Origin of the sequence: Streptantibioticus cattleyicolor NRRL 8057 = DSM 46488 (genome assembly GCF_000240165.1) — a bacterium.
GTDB lineage: Bacteria > Actinomycetota > Actinomycetes > Streptomycetales > Streptomycetaceae > Streptantibioticus > Streptantibioticus cattleyicolor.
In genome coordinates this window covers 5,449,417-5,468,541 of the sequence record NC_017586.1, presented here as the reverse complement: position 1 = coordinate 5,468,541, position 19,125 = coordinate 5,449,417, and the positions used below count along the sequence as shown (strand labels likewise).

Annotated in this window: 14 protein-coding genes; 11 read left to right on the top strand and 3 right to left on the bottom strand. The window is 74.1% G+C overall.

Annotated elements, in window-relative coordinates; genetic code table 11:
- Positions 1–12: 12 nt before the first annotated feature.
- The gene (locus tag SCATT_RS23955; protein WP_014145769.1) at positions 13–2,097 is read right to left on the bottom strand and encodes a hypothetical protein; all 2,085 of its coding nucleotides are present in this window, start codon (positions 2,095–2,097) and stop codon (positions 13–15) included.
- A 364-nt stretch (positions 2,098–2,461) separates the two neighbouring features.
- On the opposite strand from SCATT_RS23955, the gene SCATT_RS23950 reads away from it, so the two are divergent.
- The 4 genes from SCATT_RS23950 (at position 2,462) to SCATT_RS23935 (ending at position 7,755) form a co-directional block, all read left to right on the top strand.
- Positions 2,462–4,246, top strand: coding sequence for a phosphatidylglycerol lysyltransferase domain-containing protein (locus SCATT_RS23950; protein ID WP_014145767.1), 1,785 nt, complete (start codon positions 2,462–2,464; stop codon positions 4,244–4,246).
- 409 nt (positions 4,247–4,655) lie between these two features.
- Positions 4,656–5,096, top strand: coding sequence for a subtilase-type protease inhibitor (locus tag SCATT_RS23945; protein WP_014145765.1), 441 nt, complete (start codon positions 4,656–4,658; stop codon positions 5,094–5,096).
- 138 nt (positions 5,097–5,234) lie between these two features.
- Positions 5,235–6,461: a bifunctional cobalt-precorrin-7 (C(5))-methyltransferase/cobalt-precorrin-6B (C(15))-methyltransferase gene (locus SCATT_RS23940; protein WP_014145764.1), complete on the top strand. Its 1,227-nt coding sequence runs from the start codon at positions 5,235–5,237 to the stop codon at positions 6,459–6,461.
- 232 nt (positions 6,462–6,693) lie between these two features.
- A complete protein-coding gene (locus tag SCATT_RS23935; RefSeq protein ID WP_014145763.1) occupies positions 6,694–7,755 on the top strand; it encodes a cation diffusion facilitator family transporter in 1,062 nt (353 codons plus the stop codon).
- On the opposite strand, the gene SCATT_RS23930 is transcribed toward SCATT_RS23935, so the two are convergent.
- Positions 7,756–10,392 (bottom strand): SpoIIE family protein phosphatase, encoded by a 2,637-nt coding sequence (locus SCATT_RS23930; RefSeq protein WP_014145762.1) that lies wholly within the window; start codon positions 10,390–10,392, stop codon positions 7,756–7,758. It lies immediately after the preceding gene.
- 594 nt (positions 10,393–10,986) lie between these two features.
- Between SCATT_RS23930 and SCATT_RS23925 the strand changes: the two genes are divergently transcribed.
- The 3 genes from SCATT_RS23925 (at position 10,987) to SCATT_RS23915 (ending at position 13,724) form a co-directional block, all read left to right on the top strand.
- Positions 10,987–11,787, top strand: a complete 801-nt coding sequence (locus SCATT_RS23925) for a helix-turn-helix domain-containing protein (RefSeq protein WP_014145761.1) — start codon at positions 10,987–10,989, stop codon at positions 11,785–11,787.
- 199 nt (positions 11,788–11,986) lie between these two features.
- Complete coding sequence (locus SCATT_RS23920) at positions 11,987–12,514, top strand: hypothetical protein (RefSeq protein ID WP_014145760.1); 528 nt, start codon at positions 11,987–11,989, stop codon at positions 12,512–12,514.
- Entirely contained in the window at positions 12,507–13,724 is a 1,218-nt protein-coding gene (locus tag SCATT_RS23915) for an MAB_1171c family putative transporter (RefSeq protein ID WP_014145759.1), read from the top strand. Before SCATT_RS23920 ends, SCATT_RS23915 begins: the two co-directional genes overlap by 8 nt.
- A 7-nt stretch (positions 13,725–13,731) precedes the next feature.
- Here SCATT_RS23915 and SCATT_RS23910 read toward each other — a convergent pair whose 3' ends face one another.
- Positions 13,732–15,051 (bottom strand): NAD(P)/FAD-dependent oxidoreductase, encoded by a 1,320-nt coding sequence (locus SCATT_RS23910; protein WP_014145758.1) that lies wholly within the window; start codon positions 15,049–15,051, stop codon positions 13,732–13,734.
- 64 nt (positions 15,052–15,115) lie between these two features.
- Here SCATT_RS23910 and SCATT_RS23905 point away from each other — a divergent pair, with 64 nt between their 5' ends.
- From SCATT_RS23905 to SCATT_RS23890, 4 genes are all read left to right on the top strand, one after another.
- The gene (locus tag SCATT_RS23905) at positions 15,116–16,024 is read left to right on the top strand and encodes a phytoene/squalene synthase family protein (protein ID WP_014145757.1); all 909 of its coding nucleotides are present in this window, start codon (positions 15,116–15,118) and stop codon (positions 16,022–16,024) included.
- A 103-nt stretch (positions 16,025–16,127) separates the two neighbouring features.
- The gene (locus tag SCATT_RS23900; RefSeq protein WP_014145756.1) at positions 16,128–17,324 is read left to right on the top strand and encodes a helix-turn-helix domain-containing protein; all 1,197 of its coding nucleotides are present in this window, start codon (positions 16,128–16,130) and stop codon (positions 17,322–17,324) included.
- A 102-nt stretch (positions 17,325–17,426) separates the two neighbouring features.
- Complete coding sequence (locus SCATT_RS23895) at positions 17,427–17,894, top strand: recombinase family protein (RefSeq protein ID WP_014145755.1); 468 nt, start codon at positions 17,427–17,429, stop codon at positions 17,892–17,894.
- Between the two features lie 409 nt (positions 17,895–18,303).
- Positions 18,304–19,011, top strand: a complete 708-nt coding sequence (locus SCATT_RS23890; protein ID WP_014145753.1) for a glycine-rich domain-containing protein — start codon at positions 18,304–18,306, stop codon at positions 19,009–19,011.
- Positions 19,012–19,125: the final 114 nt, after the last annotated feature.

Genomic DNA, 19,125 nt, shown 5'->3' with positions numbered 1-19,125 from the left:
GGGCGGCCCCGGTCACCGGACGGGGTCGCCGTCCGGTGCCGTGTCGAGCAGCTCCATCCGCTGCCGCAGCGCCTGGAGCGCGCCCGGCCGGCGCCCGGGCACCCGGGTGCGCAGCCGCAGCAGTTCCGCGGCGACGGCACGCGCCCGGCGGTGGTCGGCGATCCGCGTCCAGCAGTGGTGGGCCCGGTCGACCGCGTCGGCCACCGCGTCCTCCCGCGCGTCCTGGCCTGCGCTGAGCCGGGCGGACGCCGCGGTCATCCACAACTCGCAGGCGCGGGCGGTGTCCCCGGAGAGCATCGCCAGGTCGGCGCGGACCTCCACCCAGTGGATCGCGTCCGGCGACCCCGGACCCCCCGCCCGCAACGCCTCCTGCTCCCACGCGGCGGCGATCGCGGCGGCCTCCCCGTGCCGTCCGGCCCGCGCCGCGTCCCGGATCAACGCGTGCGGGTCCCCCCGCCGCGCCCCCGGCGGCACACTCGGCGGCAACGGCACCACCAACGGCGCCGGCGCCGCCTGCTCCGCCGCGTACGCCTGAGCCACCGCGATCGGATCCGCCGCCCGGGAACCCGCCTCCGCCCCGGCCCCCGCCGGCAGCCCCACGGCAGGCGCCGCCGCAACGCCACCCTCCCCCGGCCGCGCCGACGGCACCACCGGCGCGGGGACCGCCTCCGCGGCGGGAGACTCCTCCGGCCGCGCCGACGGCCCCGCCGCACCCTCGCCCGCCTCCGCGGACACAACATCCCGCACCGGCGGGCCGGACGGCGCCGGAAGCGCGTCCCGGTCCCCCACGGACTCCCCCGGCCGCGCCGGAGGCAGCGTCGCACCCCCGTCCGGCGCGGGGCCCCCGTCCGCCTCCGCGACGGACGACTCCGCGGACACAACATCCCGCACCGGCGGGCCGGACGGCGCCGGAAGCGCGTCCCGGTCCCCCACGGACTCCCCCGGCCGCGCCGGAGGCAGCGTCGCACCCCCGTCCGGCGCGGGGCCCCCGTCCGCCTCCGCGACGGACGACTCCGCGGACACAACATCCCGCACCGGCGGGCCGGACGGCGCCGGAAGCGCGTCCCGGTCCCCCACGGACTCCCCCGGCCGCGCCGGAGGTACAACCGCACCCTCGCCCGCCGCGGGCACCGCGTCCGACCCCGCCCGCGCGCCGGCAGTCGCAGGCTCCTCGTCCGACGACTTCACCAGCCGCACGGGCGGCACGGCCGACACGGCAGGCGGTGCCGGGACGGCACCCCGGTCCCCCACGGACTCCTCCGGCCGCGCCAACGGCACCGCCGCGCCCTGGCTCACCGCAGGCGCCACTTCCACTTCCGCGACGAACGACTCCCACACCGGCGGGCCGGACGGCGCCGGAACCGCGCCCCCGTCGCCCACCGCCAACGGCACCGCGGGCGCCAGGTGCGCGGCGGGGAGGGAGGGGAGCGCGGAGAGGGGGATCTCGTGGCCGGTGAGGCCGGGGGTGGCGGCGAGGGCGTCGTGATGGAGGGCGGCGGTGCCGGGGCGGTGCGCGGTGGTGCGCAGGAGTTCGGCGAGAGCCTTGGTGTAACCGCAGGGGGCGGTGGTGCGTTTGGCCGGCGGGGGGCCGAGGAGGCCGTGCACGGCGGCGCCGCCGGCGGCGAGTTCGCGGGTGAGCAGGTCCGGTTCGGCGGCCAGCCGCGGCCAGGCGCCCGCGTCGGCGACCACGTCGACCAGGACGGTGGTGGTGCCCGGCGGGCGGCCCTGGAAGGCGGCGGCCAGCCAGTGCCAGGGCAGCGCGGTGTAGCGCACGGTGGCCTGTGTGGTGCGGCCCAGGGTGAGGTGCGGCAGGCGCTGGCGTCGGTCGAAGGTGAGCTGCCCGCAGACGTGGACGAGCAGCGGGCCGGGTGCCGCGGCGGCGGTCCGCAGGTGGGTGGTGACGGTGTTGGCGTCCACCGGGTCCACGAGCTGGACGACGCTGGTGCCGGCGGCGGAACCGGTGAGCCGCCCCGGGGGCACCGCGGCGAGCTGGGCGAGCGCCGCCTCGGTGTCCAGTACGCGGTGCCGGCCCGGTGGTGCCGAGGCCAGCAGCAACACGTAGCCGGGTCCGCCGTGTTCCGCCCCGTTGGTCGCCATGCCAGCACAGTAGCGGCCCCGCGGGCCGAGGCCACCTCCGGCGCCCGGGCGACCCCGGCGTCGTTGCGCGTGACGCAATCGGCGGTGCGGTCCCGGCGTCACCAAGCGGTCACGCCACGTGACCTGTGAGCCGGGAGGCAACCTCCGGCGGGCGCACGTCGTCTTGGTTACGAGCCGCCGCGCGCGCCCGTGCGGCGTCGGATGCCACTTATGCGCCTGTGCGTGACGCTTTGCCCGAACACGAGTGGGTGTCGCCTTTTTCGTGCGGTTGGTATCGTCGGCCGACGGTGTGGCACGCCGTCGCGACGGGGGGAGCGCAGCGCCGGGTGGCCAGGAGTTCAGCGGATTTCGAGAGGCGTCGTAGATGAGCAATGCTGTCAAGGTCCCGTCGCGTGCCGACAACGGCACCGGGGCGGGGTCGGGCGGGCAGCAGCCACGGAAGTCGGGCCGGGGCGGTGCGCTGTCCCGGCGCAGTGCCGCCGTACCGATCTGGTACCTGCGCCTGGTCGGCCTGGTGAACTTGCTCACCGCCGTGTCGTTCCCCCTGCGTGAGCAGGTGCACCACCACAACTCCGGTGAGCTGTTCACCCCGTTCATGCTCTTCGCCGGGTTCGGCTCGGCGGCGGCGGCGATCTTCATGGCGATGATGCTGGCCCGGCGCAAGCGGGTGGCGTGGATCGTCTTCATGCTGCTGTGCGGTGGTTACGCGGCGTTGTCGGTGTGGCTGCTGACGTTCCCCGAGTACCGGGAGCACCCGTTCAACTGGATCTCCACCGCGATCACCGTGGTGGTGCTGGCCTTCGCGGTGCTGGGCCGCCGGGAGAACCACGCCAAGGGCGACCCGACCAACCCGCAGCTGGCGCTGGCGGTGCTGGGCGCGGGCGCGCTCGTCTCCGTCCTGGTCGGCACCACGCTGGTGACCGCCGCGGGGACGGACCAGACGAGCGTCGGCGACCGGGTGTGGTACGTGGCGCTGCGGCTGGCCACGCTCAGCAGCGACCAGGACTTCCCCACCCTGCGGGTGGCCGCCTGGGTGAGCACCGGTATCAACCTGACCGGTCTGCTGCTCTTCCTCGCCGTGCTCTACGCGCTCTTCCGCTCGCCGCGCGGCCGGGAGCTGCTCGACCGGGACGACGAGGACCGGCTGCGCGCGCTGCTGGACAAGCACGGCGCCCGGGACTCGCTGGGCTACTTCGCGTTGCGCCGCGACAAGTCGGTGATCTTCTCGCCGTCCGGCAAGGCCGCCATCACCTACCGGGTGGTGGGCGGGGTGACGCTGGCCTCCGGCGACCCGATCGGCGACGTGGAGGCGTGGCCGGGGGCGATCGACGCGTGGCTGGCGGAGGCCCGTGAGCACGCGTGGATCCCGGCGGTGATGGGCGCCAGCGAGGAGGGCGGCAACGTCTACGCCCGGCACGGCCTGGACGCGCTGGAACTCGGCGACGAGGCCATCGTGGAGACCGCCGACTTCACCCTGGAGGGGCGCGCGATGCGCGGGGTGCGCCAGGCGTACAACCGGATCAAGCGGGCCGGCTACACCACCCGCATCCGCCGCCACACCGACATCCCGGCCGAGGAGATGGCCGAGTTGCTGGCCGCCGCCGACCGCTGGCGGGACGGCCAGACCGAACGCGGCTTCTCGATGGCGCTGGGGCGCCTGGGCGACCCGGCCGACGGCCAGTGCGTGATGGTGGAGTGCCACGACGCCGAGGGCGAACTGCGCGCGCTGCTCAGCTTCGTGCCGTGGGGTCCCAAGGGGCTCTCGCTGGACCTGATGCGCCGCGACCGCAACTCGGACAACGGGTTGGTGGAGTTCATGGTGCTGGATCTGATCCAGGGTTCGGCGCAGGTCGGGGTGGAGCGGCTGTCGCTCAACTTCGCCATGTTCCGCTCGGTCTTCGAGCAGGGCGCGCGGCTTGGCGCCGGCCCGGTGCTGCGGATGTGGCGGTCGGCGCTGATGTTCTTCTCCCGCTGGTGGCAGCTGGAGTCGCTGTACCGGGCCAACGCCAAGTACCGCCCGATCTGGGAGCCGCGCTTCCTGCTGTTCGAGAAGAGTTCGCAGCTGCCGCGGATCGGCCTGGCGAGCGCGCGGGCCGAGGGGTTCATCGTCGCCCCGGCGCCGCTGGCCCGGCTGCGCAGGGACGGCTGAGGCCGCCCTCCCACCCCTCCTCCAGGGCCCCCGGCGCGTGTGCGCCGGGGGCCCTGGCCGTTGTGCGGTGCGGGGTCTTGACCGTTGCGCGGCGCGGTCCCTGGCCGTTGTGGGGTGCGGGGTCTTTGTTACATCCGCATTCGTCCGCCGTTACCCCGCCATTGCCCGTACACCGGCACTATCCGGTCGAGCTGGGGCGACTGGAGCGCGTCGACCGAACGCTCGTACGGTACGCCCGAAAATCCGGCCGCACTGGTCAGAACGGGATCCACGGGCGACGCTTGGTCACCAATGCGCCACCAAAACATGGCGGACGGTGACCAAAAGCGATCGTTCGATGTGCGTTCCTCCGAATCTTCCATAAGACTTCCGTCCGATATCCGCGACCAGGCACTGAGGAGTGTTCGAAATGCGGTACACCAAGAGGGCGTTGGGCGTGATGGCGGCTGCGGCGGTCTGCCTCACCGGGACGCTGGCCGGCACGGCCACGGCCCACGCCGCGCCCGCGCGTCCGACGAGTCTGTACGCGCCCACCGAGCTCGTACTGACCATCGGCAAGGGCCAGACGACCACCAACGCCGCCGTGCAGCGGGCGGTCTCGCTGCGCTGTACGCCCACCCCGGGCGGCGACCACCCGGCACCGGCCGACGCGTGCGCCGAACTCAACGCCGCCCAGGGCGACTTCGCGGCGCTGGTCGACACCCACTCCGGCCGGATCTGCCCGGACCTGTGGAACCCGGTCGTCCTGACCGCCGAGGGCGTCTGGCACGGCCAGCGGGTCTCCTACAGCCACGTGTACCCCAACGCGTGCCGGGCACAGGACGCGAGCCGCTACGTGTTCGCGTTCTGAACACCGCGCAGGTAGCACCGCATCACCGGGAACCGGGTGCGGGTCCACAGCGGACCCGCACCCGGTTCTCGCGTCCGGTGGCCCGCAAGTAGGGTTCCTTGCGGACCCCCGCCGCCGTGAACCCCGAGGTGTTTCGACGTGTCCAGTGCAGACGCAGCCGGTTCCCTGACCGTCGTCGGCGTGGGTGCCGACGGCTGGGCGGGGCTGCCGCCGGCCGCCCGGGAGGCGCTGACGAGGGCCGAGGTGGTGATCGGCGGCGCGCGTCAACTCGCCCTCCTGCCGCCGCAATGCCCGGGGGAACGGGTCGAGTGGCCCTCCCCGCTGCGGCCCGCCGTGCCCGGTCTGCTCGCCCGTCACGCCGGCCGCGAGGTCGCCGTACTGGCCAGCGGTGACCCGATGTTCTTCGGCATCGGCCGGGCCCTGGCCGAGGTCGCCGGGGCGGACCGGCTGCGGGTGCTGCCCCATCCGTCCTCGGTGAGCTACGCCTGCGCCCGGCTGGGCTGGCCGCTGGACGAGACGGAGGTGGTCAGCCTGGTGGGGCGGCCCGCCGCCGCCCTCGCCGCGGCGCTCCACCACGGCCGTCGGCTGCTGGTGCTCAGCGCCGGCGCCGCGACCCCGGCCGAGGTCGCCGCGCTCCTGTGCGACCGGGGCTTCGGCCCCAGCGCGCTCACCGTGCTCGAACAGCTCGGCGGCCCCGCCGAACGCCGCGTCGAGGGCACCGCGCACGACTGGCCGCACCCGCCCGGCGATCCGCTCAACGTCATCGCCCTGGAGTGCCGGGCCGCCCCCGGCACGCCGCGGCTCTCCCTGGTCCCCGGGCTGCCGGACGCGGCGTACGAACACGACGGACAGCTCACCAAGCGCCACGTGCGCGCGGTCACCCTGGCCGCGCTGGCCCCCGCGCCGGGCGAACTGCTGTGGGACGTCGGGGCCGGCTCCGGCAGCGTCGCGGTGGAGTGGATGCGGGCGCACCGCGGTTGCCGGGCGGTGGCGGTCGAACGGGACCCGGTGCGGGCGGCCCGCGCCGAGCGCAACGCCGAGGCCCTCGGCGTGCCCGGGCTGCGGGTGGTCGTCGGCCCGGCGCCGCGGGCGCTGGACGGGCTCCCGGCGCCGGACGCGGTCTTCGTCGGCGGCGGCGCGACCGTGGACGGGCTGCTGGCCGCCTGCTGGTCGGCGCTGCGCCCGGGCGGGCGGCTGGTCTCCAACGCGGTCACCGTGGAGTCCGAGGCCGTCCTCGCCGCCTGGCACCGCGAGCACGGCGGCGACCTGGTCCGTATCGCGGTCGCCTCGGCGGCCCCGGTGGGCGGCTTCACCGGCTGGCGCCCGGCGATGCCGGTGACCCAGTGGGCGGTCACCAAGCGCTGACGCGCCCGTCCCCGAACCCGTCCGGCACGGCCGTCCGGGTGAATCGGTCCTCCTGAGAAAACCGCAGGTCAGCGCCGTGCTACCGCTGCCGATAACCGTTGCCAGTGCAGTCTTTGGATCTCCCGCCGATTCACGGTTGACTGCATGGGGGCCGGGCGCGCGAAGGCGCCCGGGTACCCGTGGTACGGACAGCACGGGCCGGTGCACTGCGGCGAAGGGGAACGGACACGGGATGAGTGCCGAGACGCACCACGGCGACGGGCACGCGCACGCCGACGGCAAGCAGCACGGGGCCGCCCACGACCACGATCACGGGCACGGCGGCCACTCGCACGGGGTCGCCGCCGACGCCGACCGGCGCTGGCTGACCATCGCGCTCGCCCTGATCGTGGTCTACATGGCGGCCGAAGTGGTGGTCGGGCTGCTGGCCCACTCGCTCGCGCTGCTGTCGGACGCGGCGCACATGCTCACCGACGCCGCCTCCATCGTGCTGGCCCTGGTCGCCATGCGGCTCTCCGCCCGCCCCGCCCGCGGCGGCTTCACCTACGGCCTCAAACGCGCCGAGATCCTCTCCGCGCAGGCCAACGGCATCACCCTGCTGCTGCTGTCGGTGTGGCTGGGGTACGAGGCGGTGCGCCGGCTGATCTCGCCGCCCGCCGTCACCGGCGGTCCGGTGCTGGTGACCGCGCTCGTCGGGGTGGTGGTCAACGTGGCCGCCGCGTGGTGCATCTCCCGCGCCAACCGCACCTCGCTCAACGTCGAGGGCGCCTTCCAGCACATCCTCACCGACCTGTACGGCTTCATCGCCACCGCGGTGGCCGGTCTGGTGGTGCTGACCACCGGGTTCTCCCGGGCGGACGCGATCGCCTCGCTGGTCGTGGTGGTGCTGATGCTCAAGGCGGGCACCGGGCTGGTGCGCGAGTCGGGCCGGATCTTCCTGGAGGCGGCGCCGGCCGGCATCGACCCGGACGCGCTCGGCGACCGCCTGGTCTCCCGGCCCAACGTCGTCGAGGTGCACGACCTGCACGTCTGGCAGATCACCTCCGGCCAGCCCGCGCTCTCCGCGCACATCCTGGTGGAGCCGGACGAGGACTGCCACGCGGTGCGCCGCGACATGGAGGACGTGCTGCGTGAGGAGTACGGCATCACGCACGCCACGCTCCAGGTCGACCACGCCCCCGAGCAGATCCTCGCGCTGATCCCGCCCGGCGCCCGCCACGCCGACGGGGGCGACGGCGGCCACTGCGCCGACGCGCACGGCCCCGTCCACCGCGACGAGCCCCACGAGCACTGATCACGGCCGGCCGGCCTCGCGCCGCTCCCCGGTGCCCAGTTCGAACCAGACCGACTTGCGTTCCCCGCGCGGCTCCCACCCCCAGCGGTCGGCGACGGCGTCCACCACCCGCAGCCCGCGGCCGAGCAGCGAGGCGCTGCCGACCGCCGGCCGCGGCGGCAGCGGCCGGTGGTGGCTGTGGTCGAGGACGTCGACGCGGAGGGTGCCCGGGGTGTGGCGGGCGCACAGTTCGACCGGGCCCTCGGTGTGCTGGACGGCGTTGGCGAGGAGTTCACCGGTGAGCAGTGCGGCGTCCGGGCCGACGGCGGACAAGCCCCAGTGGGCCAGTTCCCGGTCGAGGGCGTGCCGGGCGCGGTGGGCGCCGCGCAGGTCGCCGGGGGCGATCCGCCAGTCGGCGCGGCGGCCGGCCGCGGGCCGCGGGCACCCCCCGGGGTGGTGCCGGCGCACCAGCAGCACCGCGACGTCGTCGCGTTCCGCCATGGACGCCGCCGCGGCGGTGACGTGGTCGGCGAGGAGTTCCAGCTCCTGGCGCGGGTCGTCGGGCGAGCCGGTGCCGCTCCAGCCGGCGAGCACCCGCAGCAGCTGCTCGACGGATGCGTCGTAGGAGACGGAACGGCGCTCCACCAGGCCGTCGGTGTAGAGCAACAGCCCCGCGCCGGGCGGCAGTTCGACCTCGTGGACCGGGTATTCCTGCCGGGCCTCGCAGCCCAGCGGGAGGCCGCCGGCCGCCTGCACCTCGTCCACCGCGCCGCCGGCCTGGATGCGCACCGGGTAGGGGTGGCCGGCCCGGACCACCCGGGCGCGGTCGGCCTCGCCGTCGATCTCCACGTAGGCGGCGGTGGCGAAGAGTTCGGTGTCCAGGGCGCACAGCATGGTGTTGGTGCGCGACATCACCGTGGCCGGGTCGTGGCCCTCGGCGGCGTAGGCGCGCAGCGCGGTGCGGACCTGGCCCATCACGGCGGCGGCCTGGACGCTGTGGCCCTGGACGTCACCGATGACCACCCCGACCCGGCCGTCGGCGAGCGGCAGGATGTCGTACCAGTCGCCGCCGACGTCGAGCCCCGCGGTGCCGGGCAGGTAGCGCACCGCGACCGCGAGGCCGGGCAGGTCGGGGAGCGAACGGGGCAGCATCATGCGTTGCAGCTCGGTCATCTGGCGGCGGCGTTCGTCGGACAGCCGGGCGCGGGCGAGGGATTGGGCCAAAATCCCGGAGAGCGCGGTGGCCTGGGCCTCGTCGTCCTCGGTGAAGTGGCGTGGCGCGTCGTAGGAGATGACACAGGTGCCGACGACCGCGTGGCCGGCGGTGAGCGGCAGCACGGCCCAGGCGTGGTGGCGTGGTTCGGGCAGGGCGCCGGTGCCGGGGAAGGCGGCGAGGTAGCGGCGGCGGGAGGTGATGAACAGCGGGCGGCCGGAGGCGAGCGCGGCGGTCAGCGGGGTGGTGGCGTCGAGCCGGCCGATCTCGCCGAGGCGGCGCATGCCGTCGGCGGAGTAGCCGCGGGCGCCGGCGAGCCGCAGCCGGCCGTGCTGTTCGACGTGGAGGGCGAGGGCGCTGGCGCCGAGGGCGGGCAGCACGATGCCGGTCATGGTGTCGACCACGTCGCGGGTGGTGCTGCCGGCGGTGAAGGCGCGGGTGGTGGTGAGGACGAATTCGCGGCGTTCCCGCTCGCGGCGCTGGCGTTCGCGTTCCCGGCGCTGGCGTTCGCGTTCGTCGGTGCGGTCCTGGGCGACGCCGACCATGCGGGTGGACCGGCCCTCGCGGTCGTCGAGGACGTGGCCCTTGGCGGTGAGCCAGCGCAGGACGCCGTCGGGGCGGACGATGCGGTAGTCGACGGCGAACTCGCCGGTGCGCCGGCTGTCGGCGACGGCCCGTTCCACCCGGGGCCGGTCGGCGGGGTGGACGGCCTCGAAGAAGGTCTCGATGCGTTCGTCGAACTCCTTGGGGTCCAGGCCGAACAGGCGGCACAGCCGTTCGTCCCACAGCACCGAGCCGGTGGTCATGTCCCAGTCGAAGGCGCCGATGTCGGCGCTGCTCATGGCGAGTTCGAGGCGGGCGGCGCGGGTGGCGCCGGCGACCCGGCGCAGCGCGAGGTCGAGTGCGGGTCCGACCGAGGGGGCGGGGAGGGGTTCGGGGGCGAGGAGCCGGTCGATCCGGTGGGCGCAGACCGCGGCCACCGCTTCGATGGCCGCCGTCCCGTCCTGGTCCGGCGGCGCTGTGGTGGGGCGGACGATCAGCAGCGCGCCGAGGCAGCGTCCGTCGGTGAGCAGCGGGAAGGCGACCGAGGAGGACCGCGCGGGGTCCTGGGCGTGGGCGGGGTGGCGGGTGCGGACGGCGGTGGCGGCCGGGTGCGGGGCGTCGGCGGGGAGCGGTTCGGGCTCGGCGGTGGCCCTGGCGCCGGCCCCGGTGCCGGCGGCGGGGCGCAGGGTGGCGTCGTCCGCGGTGAGGTAGAGCACGGCGCCGGTGGCCCCCGCGTCGGTGAGCCCGGCGGACATCGCCTCGGTGACCAGGGTCGCCAGATCGGGTGAGGTGAGGAGGCGGGCGAGGGCGCCGGCCCGGCGGGCGCACGACGAGCGGGCGCCGCGCCGCCGGCCGGTGGGCCCGCGGGCCGGCCCGGCCTCCGCGTCCGTCTGCGCCGCCATCGCTGCCCTTTCCGAACGATGCCGCATAACAATTTTGCGCGCTTTTGTCCAGTCTCTCATCCGGAGCCGGGGAGGGACACGGAACGCAGGGGGCGCGAGTGACAACGGAGAGTGGTGAGGAGCGCGTGAGAGGGGCGCGCGACACCCAGCCGGGCGCACGGCGGCGCCCCGGGGGCGGGGGATGCGTCGGAGCCACAGTTCAAGGCGCACCGGATGTGCGCCTTGAGCTGCGACTACCCCCGATACCAGGCACCCGAGGGCCTCCGTGACGAACCGGGGACCATCAGTTGCCGTTGGCTCGATCCTGATCCACGGGCCGATACCTTGTCAAGTATACTTTCACCCGTCCGCGTTGCCCTGATCAGCCAAGTCCCGTGCCCACGCGAGCAGTTCCGGCCGGTGCGCACGGGCCGCGACGTGCTGCGGCTCTTGCCGGAGCCTGACCGGCGCTGCCACAGTAGGAGCCAAGATCAAGGAGCGCGCAGTGTCACCCGGCGTGATCATGACCGGTCGTCAGATACCGTGCGGGGTGGCCCGTGACGCACGGAGGAGACCGGTGCCGGCCCCGCACCGCCGGAAGAGAGCGACCGCCGAATGAGCATGCGCAAGCCCGCCGACGAGCGTGCCCGGCGCATCGCCCGTCGGCTGCGCGCCCTCTTCGCCGACGTCCACCCGGCCGGCCGCGGCCCCTGGACGCCGCAGGAGGTCGCCGAGTCCTGCCGTCTTCCGCTGGCCGAGGTCGAACGGCTGCTGACCGGCGCGGAGTTGGCCGACGAGGCGGCGGTCGGCGCGGTGGCCCGGCACTTCCGGGTGGCCGAGGAGTGGCTGACCGCGCCGGAGGACGCCCCGCTGATCGGCACCGCCCAGCGCCTCGCCCGCCGGCTCAACCTGCTCTTCTCCGACATCTACCCGGCCGGCCGCGGCCCCTGGACACACCAGGAGGTGGCCGAGGCGGCCGGGGTGCCGGTGGAGGAGATCCGCCGGATGTGCGCGGCGGTGCCGCCGGCCGGCGACGCCTTCGCCGCCCGCCTCGACCAGTTGTGCCTGCGGATATCCCCGGCGACCGGCCGCCCCTACTCCAACCGCGAGGTGGGCGCGGCGGTCGGCAAGTCGGGGCAGTACATCGGCAACCTGCGGGCCGGGCTCAACGAACCCGGGCTGCCGGTGGCCACCGCGCTGGCCCACTTCTTCGACGTCGGCCTGCCCTACTTCGTGCACGGCCCGGTGCGTCCGGTGGCCCAGCACTTCCTGGTGGCCGAGGTCTACCTGACCGCGGAGGACGACTCGCCCGCGGTGCGGGAGATCGAGGACTCGCTGCGGATGCTGATCGCGCTGCGCGACGAGCGGGTCCAGCGCGTGGTGGGCCGGGTGCTCAACAAGCGCTGGCCGGGCTGACGGAGAACGCGGGCGCCGGACCGGCGCCCACGGACCGGCGCGGGCGTCCCGCGCGGACGCCGCACCGGGGCGGGACATTCCGGACCGGGTGGGCGGAGCGCAGCCGCGCGGCCACGCGTTGTCAGTGACGGCCACTACGATCGGCGTCAACGCCGCTGCGAACCGACCGGGCCATGTGACGCGCTACAGGAGGGGACTGATGGGCATCAGCAGCGACCGGCGCCGAGCCCGTAAGTACATACGCGAGAAACTCGCCCTCCCCCAGGGCCGCCCGCTCACGCTCGCCGACCTCGTCGACGCGGTCGGCGCGGCCCGGAGCGGCAAGCCGATCGAGATCGTCCGGCGCAGACTCGCCCCCCGGGTCACCGGGTTCTGCGCGGTCCAGCCCGACCGGGACGTCATCGTGGTCGACGAGACCGCGCCGCCGTTCCTCCAGATCGTCATCGTCTGCCATGAGTTGTTCCATCTGCTCCACGACGACGCGCCGCCCGACGACGGCCCGATCGACCAGGAGACCGCCCGGGCCCTCATGCCCGGCCTCGGGGCGGACATGGTGGAGATGGTGCTGCTCGGCCGCTGCCTGGCCGGCGCGGAGGACCACGACGCGGTGGAGCGCCTGGCCGAGATCGGGGGCACCGAGCTGATGCAGATGCTCGACCTGACCCCGGGCCGGGCCGCCACCGGCGCCTACACCTGGGCGCTGGAGAACCGGAGGCCAGGTGTCTGAGCGGACGGCCGACGTGCTCTACCTGGTGATCGCCGTCCTCGGCATCGCCAGCGCCGGGATCAAGGTGGCCGCGCTGCGCCGTGGCTTCTCGCTCTCGGTGCTGGTGATCACCTCCTCCCTGATCACCGGGGTCTCCGCGTTCTTCGTGCAGGCCCCGGTGGTCTACCGGACGCTGGACGGCGCGGCCGGGCGCATCGGCTTCGCCTCGCTGATCGTCTACTCGTGCATCGTGCTGTACGGCGCCCACGGCCACATGCTGGCGGTGGTCTGGGCCGCCGAGGTCGGGCACACCCCGGTGCCCCGGGTGCGCATCGTGGTCCACCTGGTCAGCTACGCGGTGATCCTGGCGGCGATGTGGGCGGCGTTCTGGCGCACCCGGGGCGGCGGTCCGGAACGGCCGCTGGCGTTCAACGTCAGCCACGCCGACGACCCGGACACCGTCGTCTTCCTGGTGGTCTTCATGGCCGGGCTGTCGTACTCGATGCTCTCCGCCGCCTGGGAGTGCCGCCGGGGCGCCCGTACCGACAACCCCCGGCTGCGCAGGGGGCTGCGACACATCAGCGTGGCCTCGCTCTTCATCTTCGGGTACGTGGTCTTCGCCGGCCCGTCGCTGGCCTGCGCGGCGGCCGGCCACCACCAACTGGACGTGCTGACGGACGTGGGCTCGCTGTCCGGGACGGTGGGGGCGGTCATCCTCAACTGGGGGATGTCCGGCTCCACGGTGCAGACCTGGTGGCGGGACCGCCGTGACTACCGGCGGCTGCGGGTGCTGTGGGAGACGGCGGTGGGCGGCGCGGAACGCACGGTGGCGCTCGCCCCGCCCGGCCGGCTGGTGGAGCGCTGGTCGCTGCTGAGCGCCGGGGCGTGGCTGCTGCTGCGGCGGCTGGCCGACATCTGCGACGCGGAGCGGGCGTTGTCCCCGTGGATGAACCCGCGGCTGGCGGTGGTGGCCGAAGAGGCGGGCCGGCGGCGCCGGTTGCCGCCCGAGGAGGTGCGGGCGCTGGCGTCGGCGGCCATGCTGCTGGACGCCGTCGAACGCAAGGGGCGGGGCGAACCGCCCGGCTACCGGGCCACGCCGCGCCCCGCCGACGTGGCCCCGGAGCGCGAACGCGCCCATCTGGTACGGGTGGCGCGGGCGCTCGGCCATCCGCTGGTACGGGAGGTGCTGGCCGAGCGGCGCAACGAGACCGGCCCGGCCGTCCAGAGCTGACGTATCGTCAGTTCGGCGCGGACCACAGCGCTCTGGCCACCCGCCACACCGTGTCGGGCCGGGAGAGCAGCCTCGGGTGGGCGCGCATGTTCACCACGTCCAGGAAGCGGCGGTGCGTCTCCTGGTCGGTGACGGTGGCCCGGACCAGCAGGGTGCTGTACCACTGGCTGATCCGGTAGCCGGGCGGGTAGGGGCCGGGCACGTGCGGCTGGGCGAGGTCGCCGAGGGTGGACAGCGACCAGGCGGCGTCCACCACCACCCGTATCCGCCGGAAGTACCCCAGGGCCGGCTCCCCGGGCGCCGCCCCCGAGCGCAGGTACGCCGACAGGCAGGAGGCGTGCAGCGCCGCCGAGGACATCCCCTGCCCGTAGACGGGGTTGAAGGCGGCCACCGCGTCCCCGGCCGCCACCAGCCCGCCGGGGAAGCGGTCCAGCGCGGTGAACTCCCGGCGGCGGCTGTCCGGGGTCCGGTGCACCGCCACGTCGCCGAGCATCTCGCACTCGGCGGCGACCGTGCGGAACGGCGCCGCGGCGGCCCGCGCGAGGCGGTCGCGGAACTCGTCGGGGTCCTTGCCGGGCCGGCCGTCCGCGTAGGCGCCGATCATCACCATCCACCGGCCGCCCTCCACCTCGGCCATGGCGTTGCCGTCCCGCTGCGCCTCGCCCGGGCGCGGCGGGCTGACCACGGAGGCGGCGATCTTGACGCCGGGGAGTTCGGCGCCGCGGCGGAAGTACGCGGTGGCGTACCCCAGGTCGATCGGCATGCGCCGCACCGGCGGGGCCGGCCACCCCGCCTCGGTGAGCCAGGCGCCGAGCCGGCTGGCCCGGCCGGTGGCGTCCACCACGAAGTCGGCGGTGAGTTCCGCCCGGCCGCCGTCGGCGGTGCGGTAGCCGACGCCGGTGACCCGGCCGCCGGTGAGGACGAGCCGGTCGGCCCGGCCGCGCACGGTACGGACGTTGGGCAGCGCCAGCACGCGGCGGCGGATCCGGTGCTCGATGAAGGGGCGGGTGGCGCCGATCATCTCGTGGCCGGGCACCGGTACCTTGAGCGCCCCGTCCACGTACGAGTGAAATTCGGTGCCCTGGGCGTGGACGGCGCCGTCGGCCACCAGCGCGGCGGTGAGCCCCGGGAACCATCGCTCCAGTTGTATACGCCCCATGTCGAGCAGGACGTGGAGCTGGACGCCCTGCGGTGCGCCGGGACGCAACGCGCCGTCCGCCGCCATGTCATCCGGTTCGAGGACCGCCACGTCCTCGGTGTGTTCGGCCAGCACCCGTGCCGCCAGCAGTCCCGCGATGCTCGACCCCAGTACGACAGCTTGCCGCATCCGTCACTCCCCACCGATGGTCCCGTCGGAACCCCCAGGGCCCGCACACCCTACGATCATCCCCATGAACGCGTGGAACCAGGCTCTCGACGCCGCCGGCCTTCGTGACCCCGGCATCCGTTCCGACTTCGGCGCACAGCGCCAAGTGGTCGCCCGGTTCCGCCGTACCTCGTACCTGGCCGCGCGGCTGCTGCTGCCCAGGGCGCTGGTGCCCCACGTCATCGCCGCCACCGCCTTCATGCACCACGGCGACAACCTGCTGGACAGCGGCCCGCCGCAGGAACGTCCCGCCGCCTACGCGGCCTGGCGCGACCAGGTGCGGGCCGCGCTGGCCACCGGGGAGAGCGCCGACCCGCTGATCCGCACCCTGCTGGCCACCGTGGCGGCCCATCCCCGGCTGCGCGACCACGTCGAACACTATCTCCAAACGGCCACCGCTGAACTGGAGTTCGCCGGTTTCGACACCGAGGCGGACTACCAGGCGTACGTCGACGCCTACTCGCTCCCCGCCTTCATGCTGGTGGCCTGCCTGCTGGCGCCCGAGGACGACCCGGACGGCTACCGCGCCGCCTGCCGCACCTACATCGACGGCAGCCAGCGCCTGGACTTCGTCAACGACCTCGCCGAAGACCTGCGGGCCGGCCGCCTCGCCGTACCGCGCGAGACCCTTCAGCGCTTCTCGGTCACCCCCGAGGACCTGGCCGCCGGCCGCGACCTCCCCGCGGTACGCGAGCTGTTGCGCCATCTGCTGGAGCAGGCCCGCACCACCCTGCGCTCCGCCCGTCCCCTCACCACCCTCGCCGTACCCGGCGGCCGGCCCCTGGTCTCCGCCCTGATCGACGTCGAACTCCTCACCGCCGACGCCGCCGAAGCCAAGGGCCCCGCCCTGCTGAGCGGCTCCGCGAGCCCGCCCCTGCCCGGCGCCCTGCGCGTCCTGTGGCGCGAACGCCGCCGGGCCCGCGCCCTGCGCTGACCGCGCCCGCGGGGCGGGGGGCGGGCGTCTACGTCCCGTGAGCGTCATGGCTGGCGGGCGGGGGTACGGTTCTGTGTGTCGAAGGCCGGAACGGAGAACCAGCATGCCGCAGCACGCTGACGAGCACACTGGCGCACGGCTGGCGCGCTACCGCAAGCAGCGAGGTCTCACGCAACAAGGCCTGGCGATGCGCGCCCACATCTCGAAATCCCTGCTCTCCAAGGTCGAGGCCGGGCACAAGCCCGCCTCCCCCGCGCTGATCGCTGCATGTGCGCGGGCCCTGAGCGTCACCACCTCCGACCTCCTGGGCCAGCCCTACGTCGAGGAACTGCGCCGTGACCGCATGGACGACCTTGTTCAACCCATCCGTATCGGCATGGAGAACTGGGACGTTCCCCTGGATTGGGACACGCCGCCTCGGCCGGTCCCCCTCATCCGCGCGGACATCCAACGCGCCCTCGATCAGCGCCGTGAGGCCGATTACGTACCCATGGCCCGTGATCTGCCCGCCCTGATCGATGAGACCGTGCACGCCGTCCACACCACCGACGGCGAAGCGCGCAGGCTGGCACACGAGTGCCTGGCCGGGGCGTTCCGCTGCGTGTTCACCCTGGCCTGGAGCTTCGGATACATCGACCTGGCAACGGTCGCCCTCGACCGGATCGCCATCTGCGCCCCGCCGGCCGACGAGCCCGGCCTGGCCGCCATCCACGCTTATTTGCGGGCGCAGACGGTCCTGTCGTCGGGCCGGTACGACGTCGGGCTGAGGGTGGTCGACCGGGCGCTGCGCGAGCTCGACGGGCAGGATGCGCGTCGGCCGCAAAGCATCGACGCGCTGCGTGGAAGCCTGCATCTGCGGGCCGCGGTCCTCTCCGGCCGGGCGAAGGACCAGGACTCCGCGCAGGCTCGCCTGGCCGAAGCCGCGGCGATCGCCGAGCGGACGGGCGAGCTTCCCGACTACGGACTGACCTGGGGCACACCGAACGTGGGCGTGCACGCGGTGGCGATCGCCTCCGAGTTGGAACAATGGGACCAGGCGATCCGCCTGGCGGAGAACGTACGGATCCCGGCCGGCTGGTCGAGGTCCAGGTCCGGGCATCACTGGATGGACCTGGGACGGGTGCACGCGTGGGCCGGGCATCCGGACAAAGCGTTGGCCTGCCTGCTGCGAGCGCGCAAGATCGCGCCTCAGCAGACCAGATATCACCCGACGGTGCGCGAGACGGTACTGATGCTGAAGCGGCGTGAGCGGATCCGCAGCAGTTCGTTGGCGCACTACGCGGAGTGGGTGGGGGTCTAGCACGGTTTGATGGTGGGGAGTTGCACCGTTCGGTGAAACTCGCCCTCCCGCCCCATCGGCACGCTGTGACCAACACAACACGCAGCGTCCATGGAGCCGCCCATGACGATCAGAGCAACCGCACCGCCCCTGGCGTTCGTCTACGACCGGCACTTGGCCGGCAACAAGGCCCTGCTCACCATGCGGGCCAGAACCTGCGCCGCCTACGCCGACGACCAAGGCTGGGACGTCGGCGGCTGGTTCGTGGACACCGGCGACGCGGCGTTGCTGCTCAACCAACGTCCCAACTTCGAGCGGCTGATGCGCGCCATCGCGGCGGCCGACAAGGAACGCGTCCGCGTGTGCCTAGTTCTCGACTGGGACCGGATCAGCAACGACCGGGCGAAGCGTGACATCCTCGTGCGGCGGCTCGTGGGGCTCGGTGCACGGGTGGAGACATGTTTCGGTGAACGCGTCACGCCGGACGACCACCGGAAGTCGGTGAGCAATCCGACTGGGGTGCCGCGGCACCTCCCCGCCCCGGGGAGGGACGCACTCGGCGTCCCGCTTACGGGCGGGTGGACCGGGTGAACGTATGTTCGTGGCACCGGGGCCCGGGGCCGGACCTCGTTCTCGTCGGCTTCGAGCAGGGGGCGACGATCACCGGGCCGTCCTACTACGCCTGCCTCGACTGCCGAACCGAGCTGGGGCTGATCCCACTCACGGATCTTCCCTTCAAGGACGGGATCCCGCGGACGCGCCCGGGGATGGCATGGGCCTTCCCGCCAGCACCGCGAGCCGTCCCGATCAAACGTCCTGACTGAGCCAACTGCCGTACGGCGCTGGGGATTCCTTGCGCAGGTGGACCTCAGCGTCCGTACCGGGCCCGCACCCGCATGACTGGACCGGGCTCAGCACGTCCGTATCGCACCCGCTCCGGTGCCGCCACATCTGTCAAGGATCCGCGGCACCGGAGCGGCAACCTCCGAAGGAGATCGGAATGAGCGTACAACCGAACGTCCCCGGGACGGCCGCCGCTCCGGCCGGGGCCCGCAACATCCTCACTGAGCGGGAGTTCGACGCCGTCCGCGCGACCGCGCTCGGCAACAACCCCGGCATGACCGAGGACATGGCCGGCCGCATCGTCACCGAGGGGATCAAATTCGTCGTAGCCGCCGCCAACTTCCCCGGCGTCCCCCTGGCGCCCAGCCGCGTCGTGGACGAGGGATGGCACGCTCTGATCCTCCACACCCGCCTGTACGCCGCGCTGTGTGACCGCTTCGGCCCGTTCGTCCACCACTCGCCCGGGTACGACCCTACGTTCTACGACCCGGACATCCTGTCCCGCACACAGGCCCGGATCCGCAGCGTGGGGTTCGACATCGACACGGACCTGTGGCGCAGCCCGGCGGACGGCACCATTCCGGTCGCGGCCAATTGCCAGCACTCCGAAGAGCGCGCGATCGAGCCCATGCCCGAGCCGCGAGACCCCCGCAAGGAGAACGCTCGGGCCGTACCCTGGCCGGAACGACAGGAGGCATTCCATGGGCTGGGTCGATCCGAAGTACGCGGCAACGGTCGAGGCCATCCACCGGCATCGGGCCACCACGCCGCGCGTGTCGTGCGGGCCCTGCCAAGGGCGCGGCACCCGGTTTCTTGCCGATCCTTCCGGCGGCACCGAGGTGACGTGTCCGAGCTGTCACGGTGACGGCACTCGCCCCGCGCCGTTCCGCGGGTTTCTGACGGCCTGAGAAGCGGCGCCGCCCCCCTTGGCCCACCGGGTGTCCACGCCGCGGACGAGCCGGAGGCCAGGGGCGGGCGC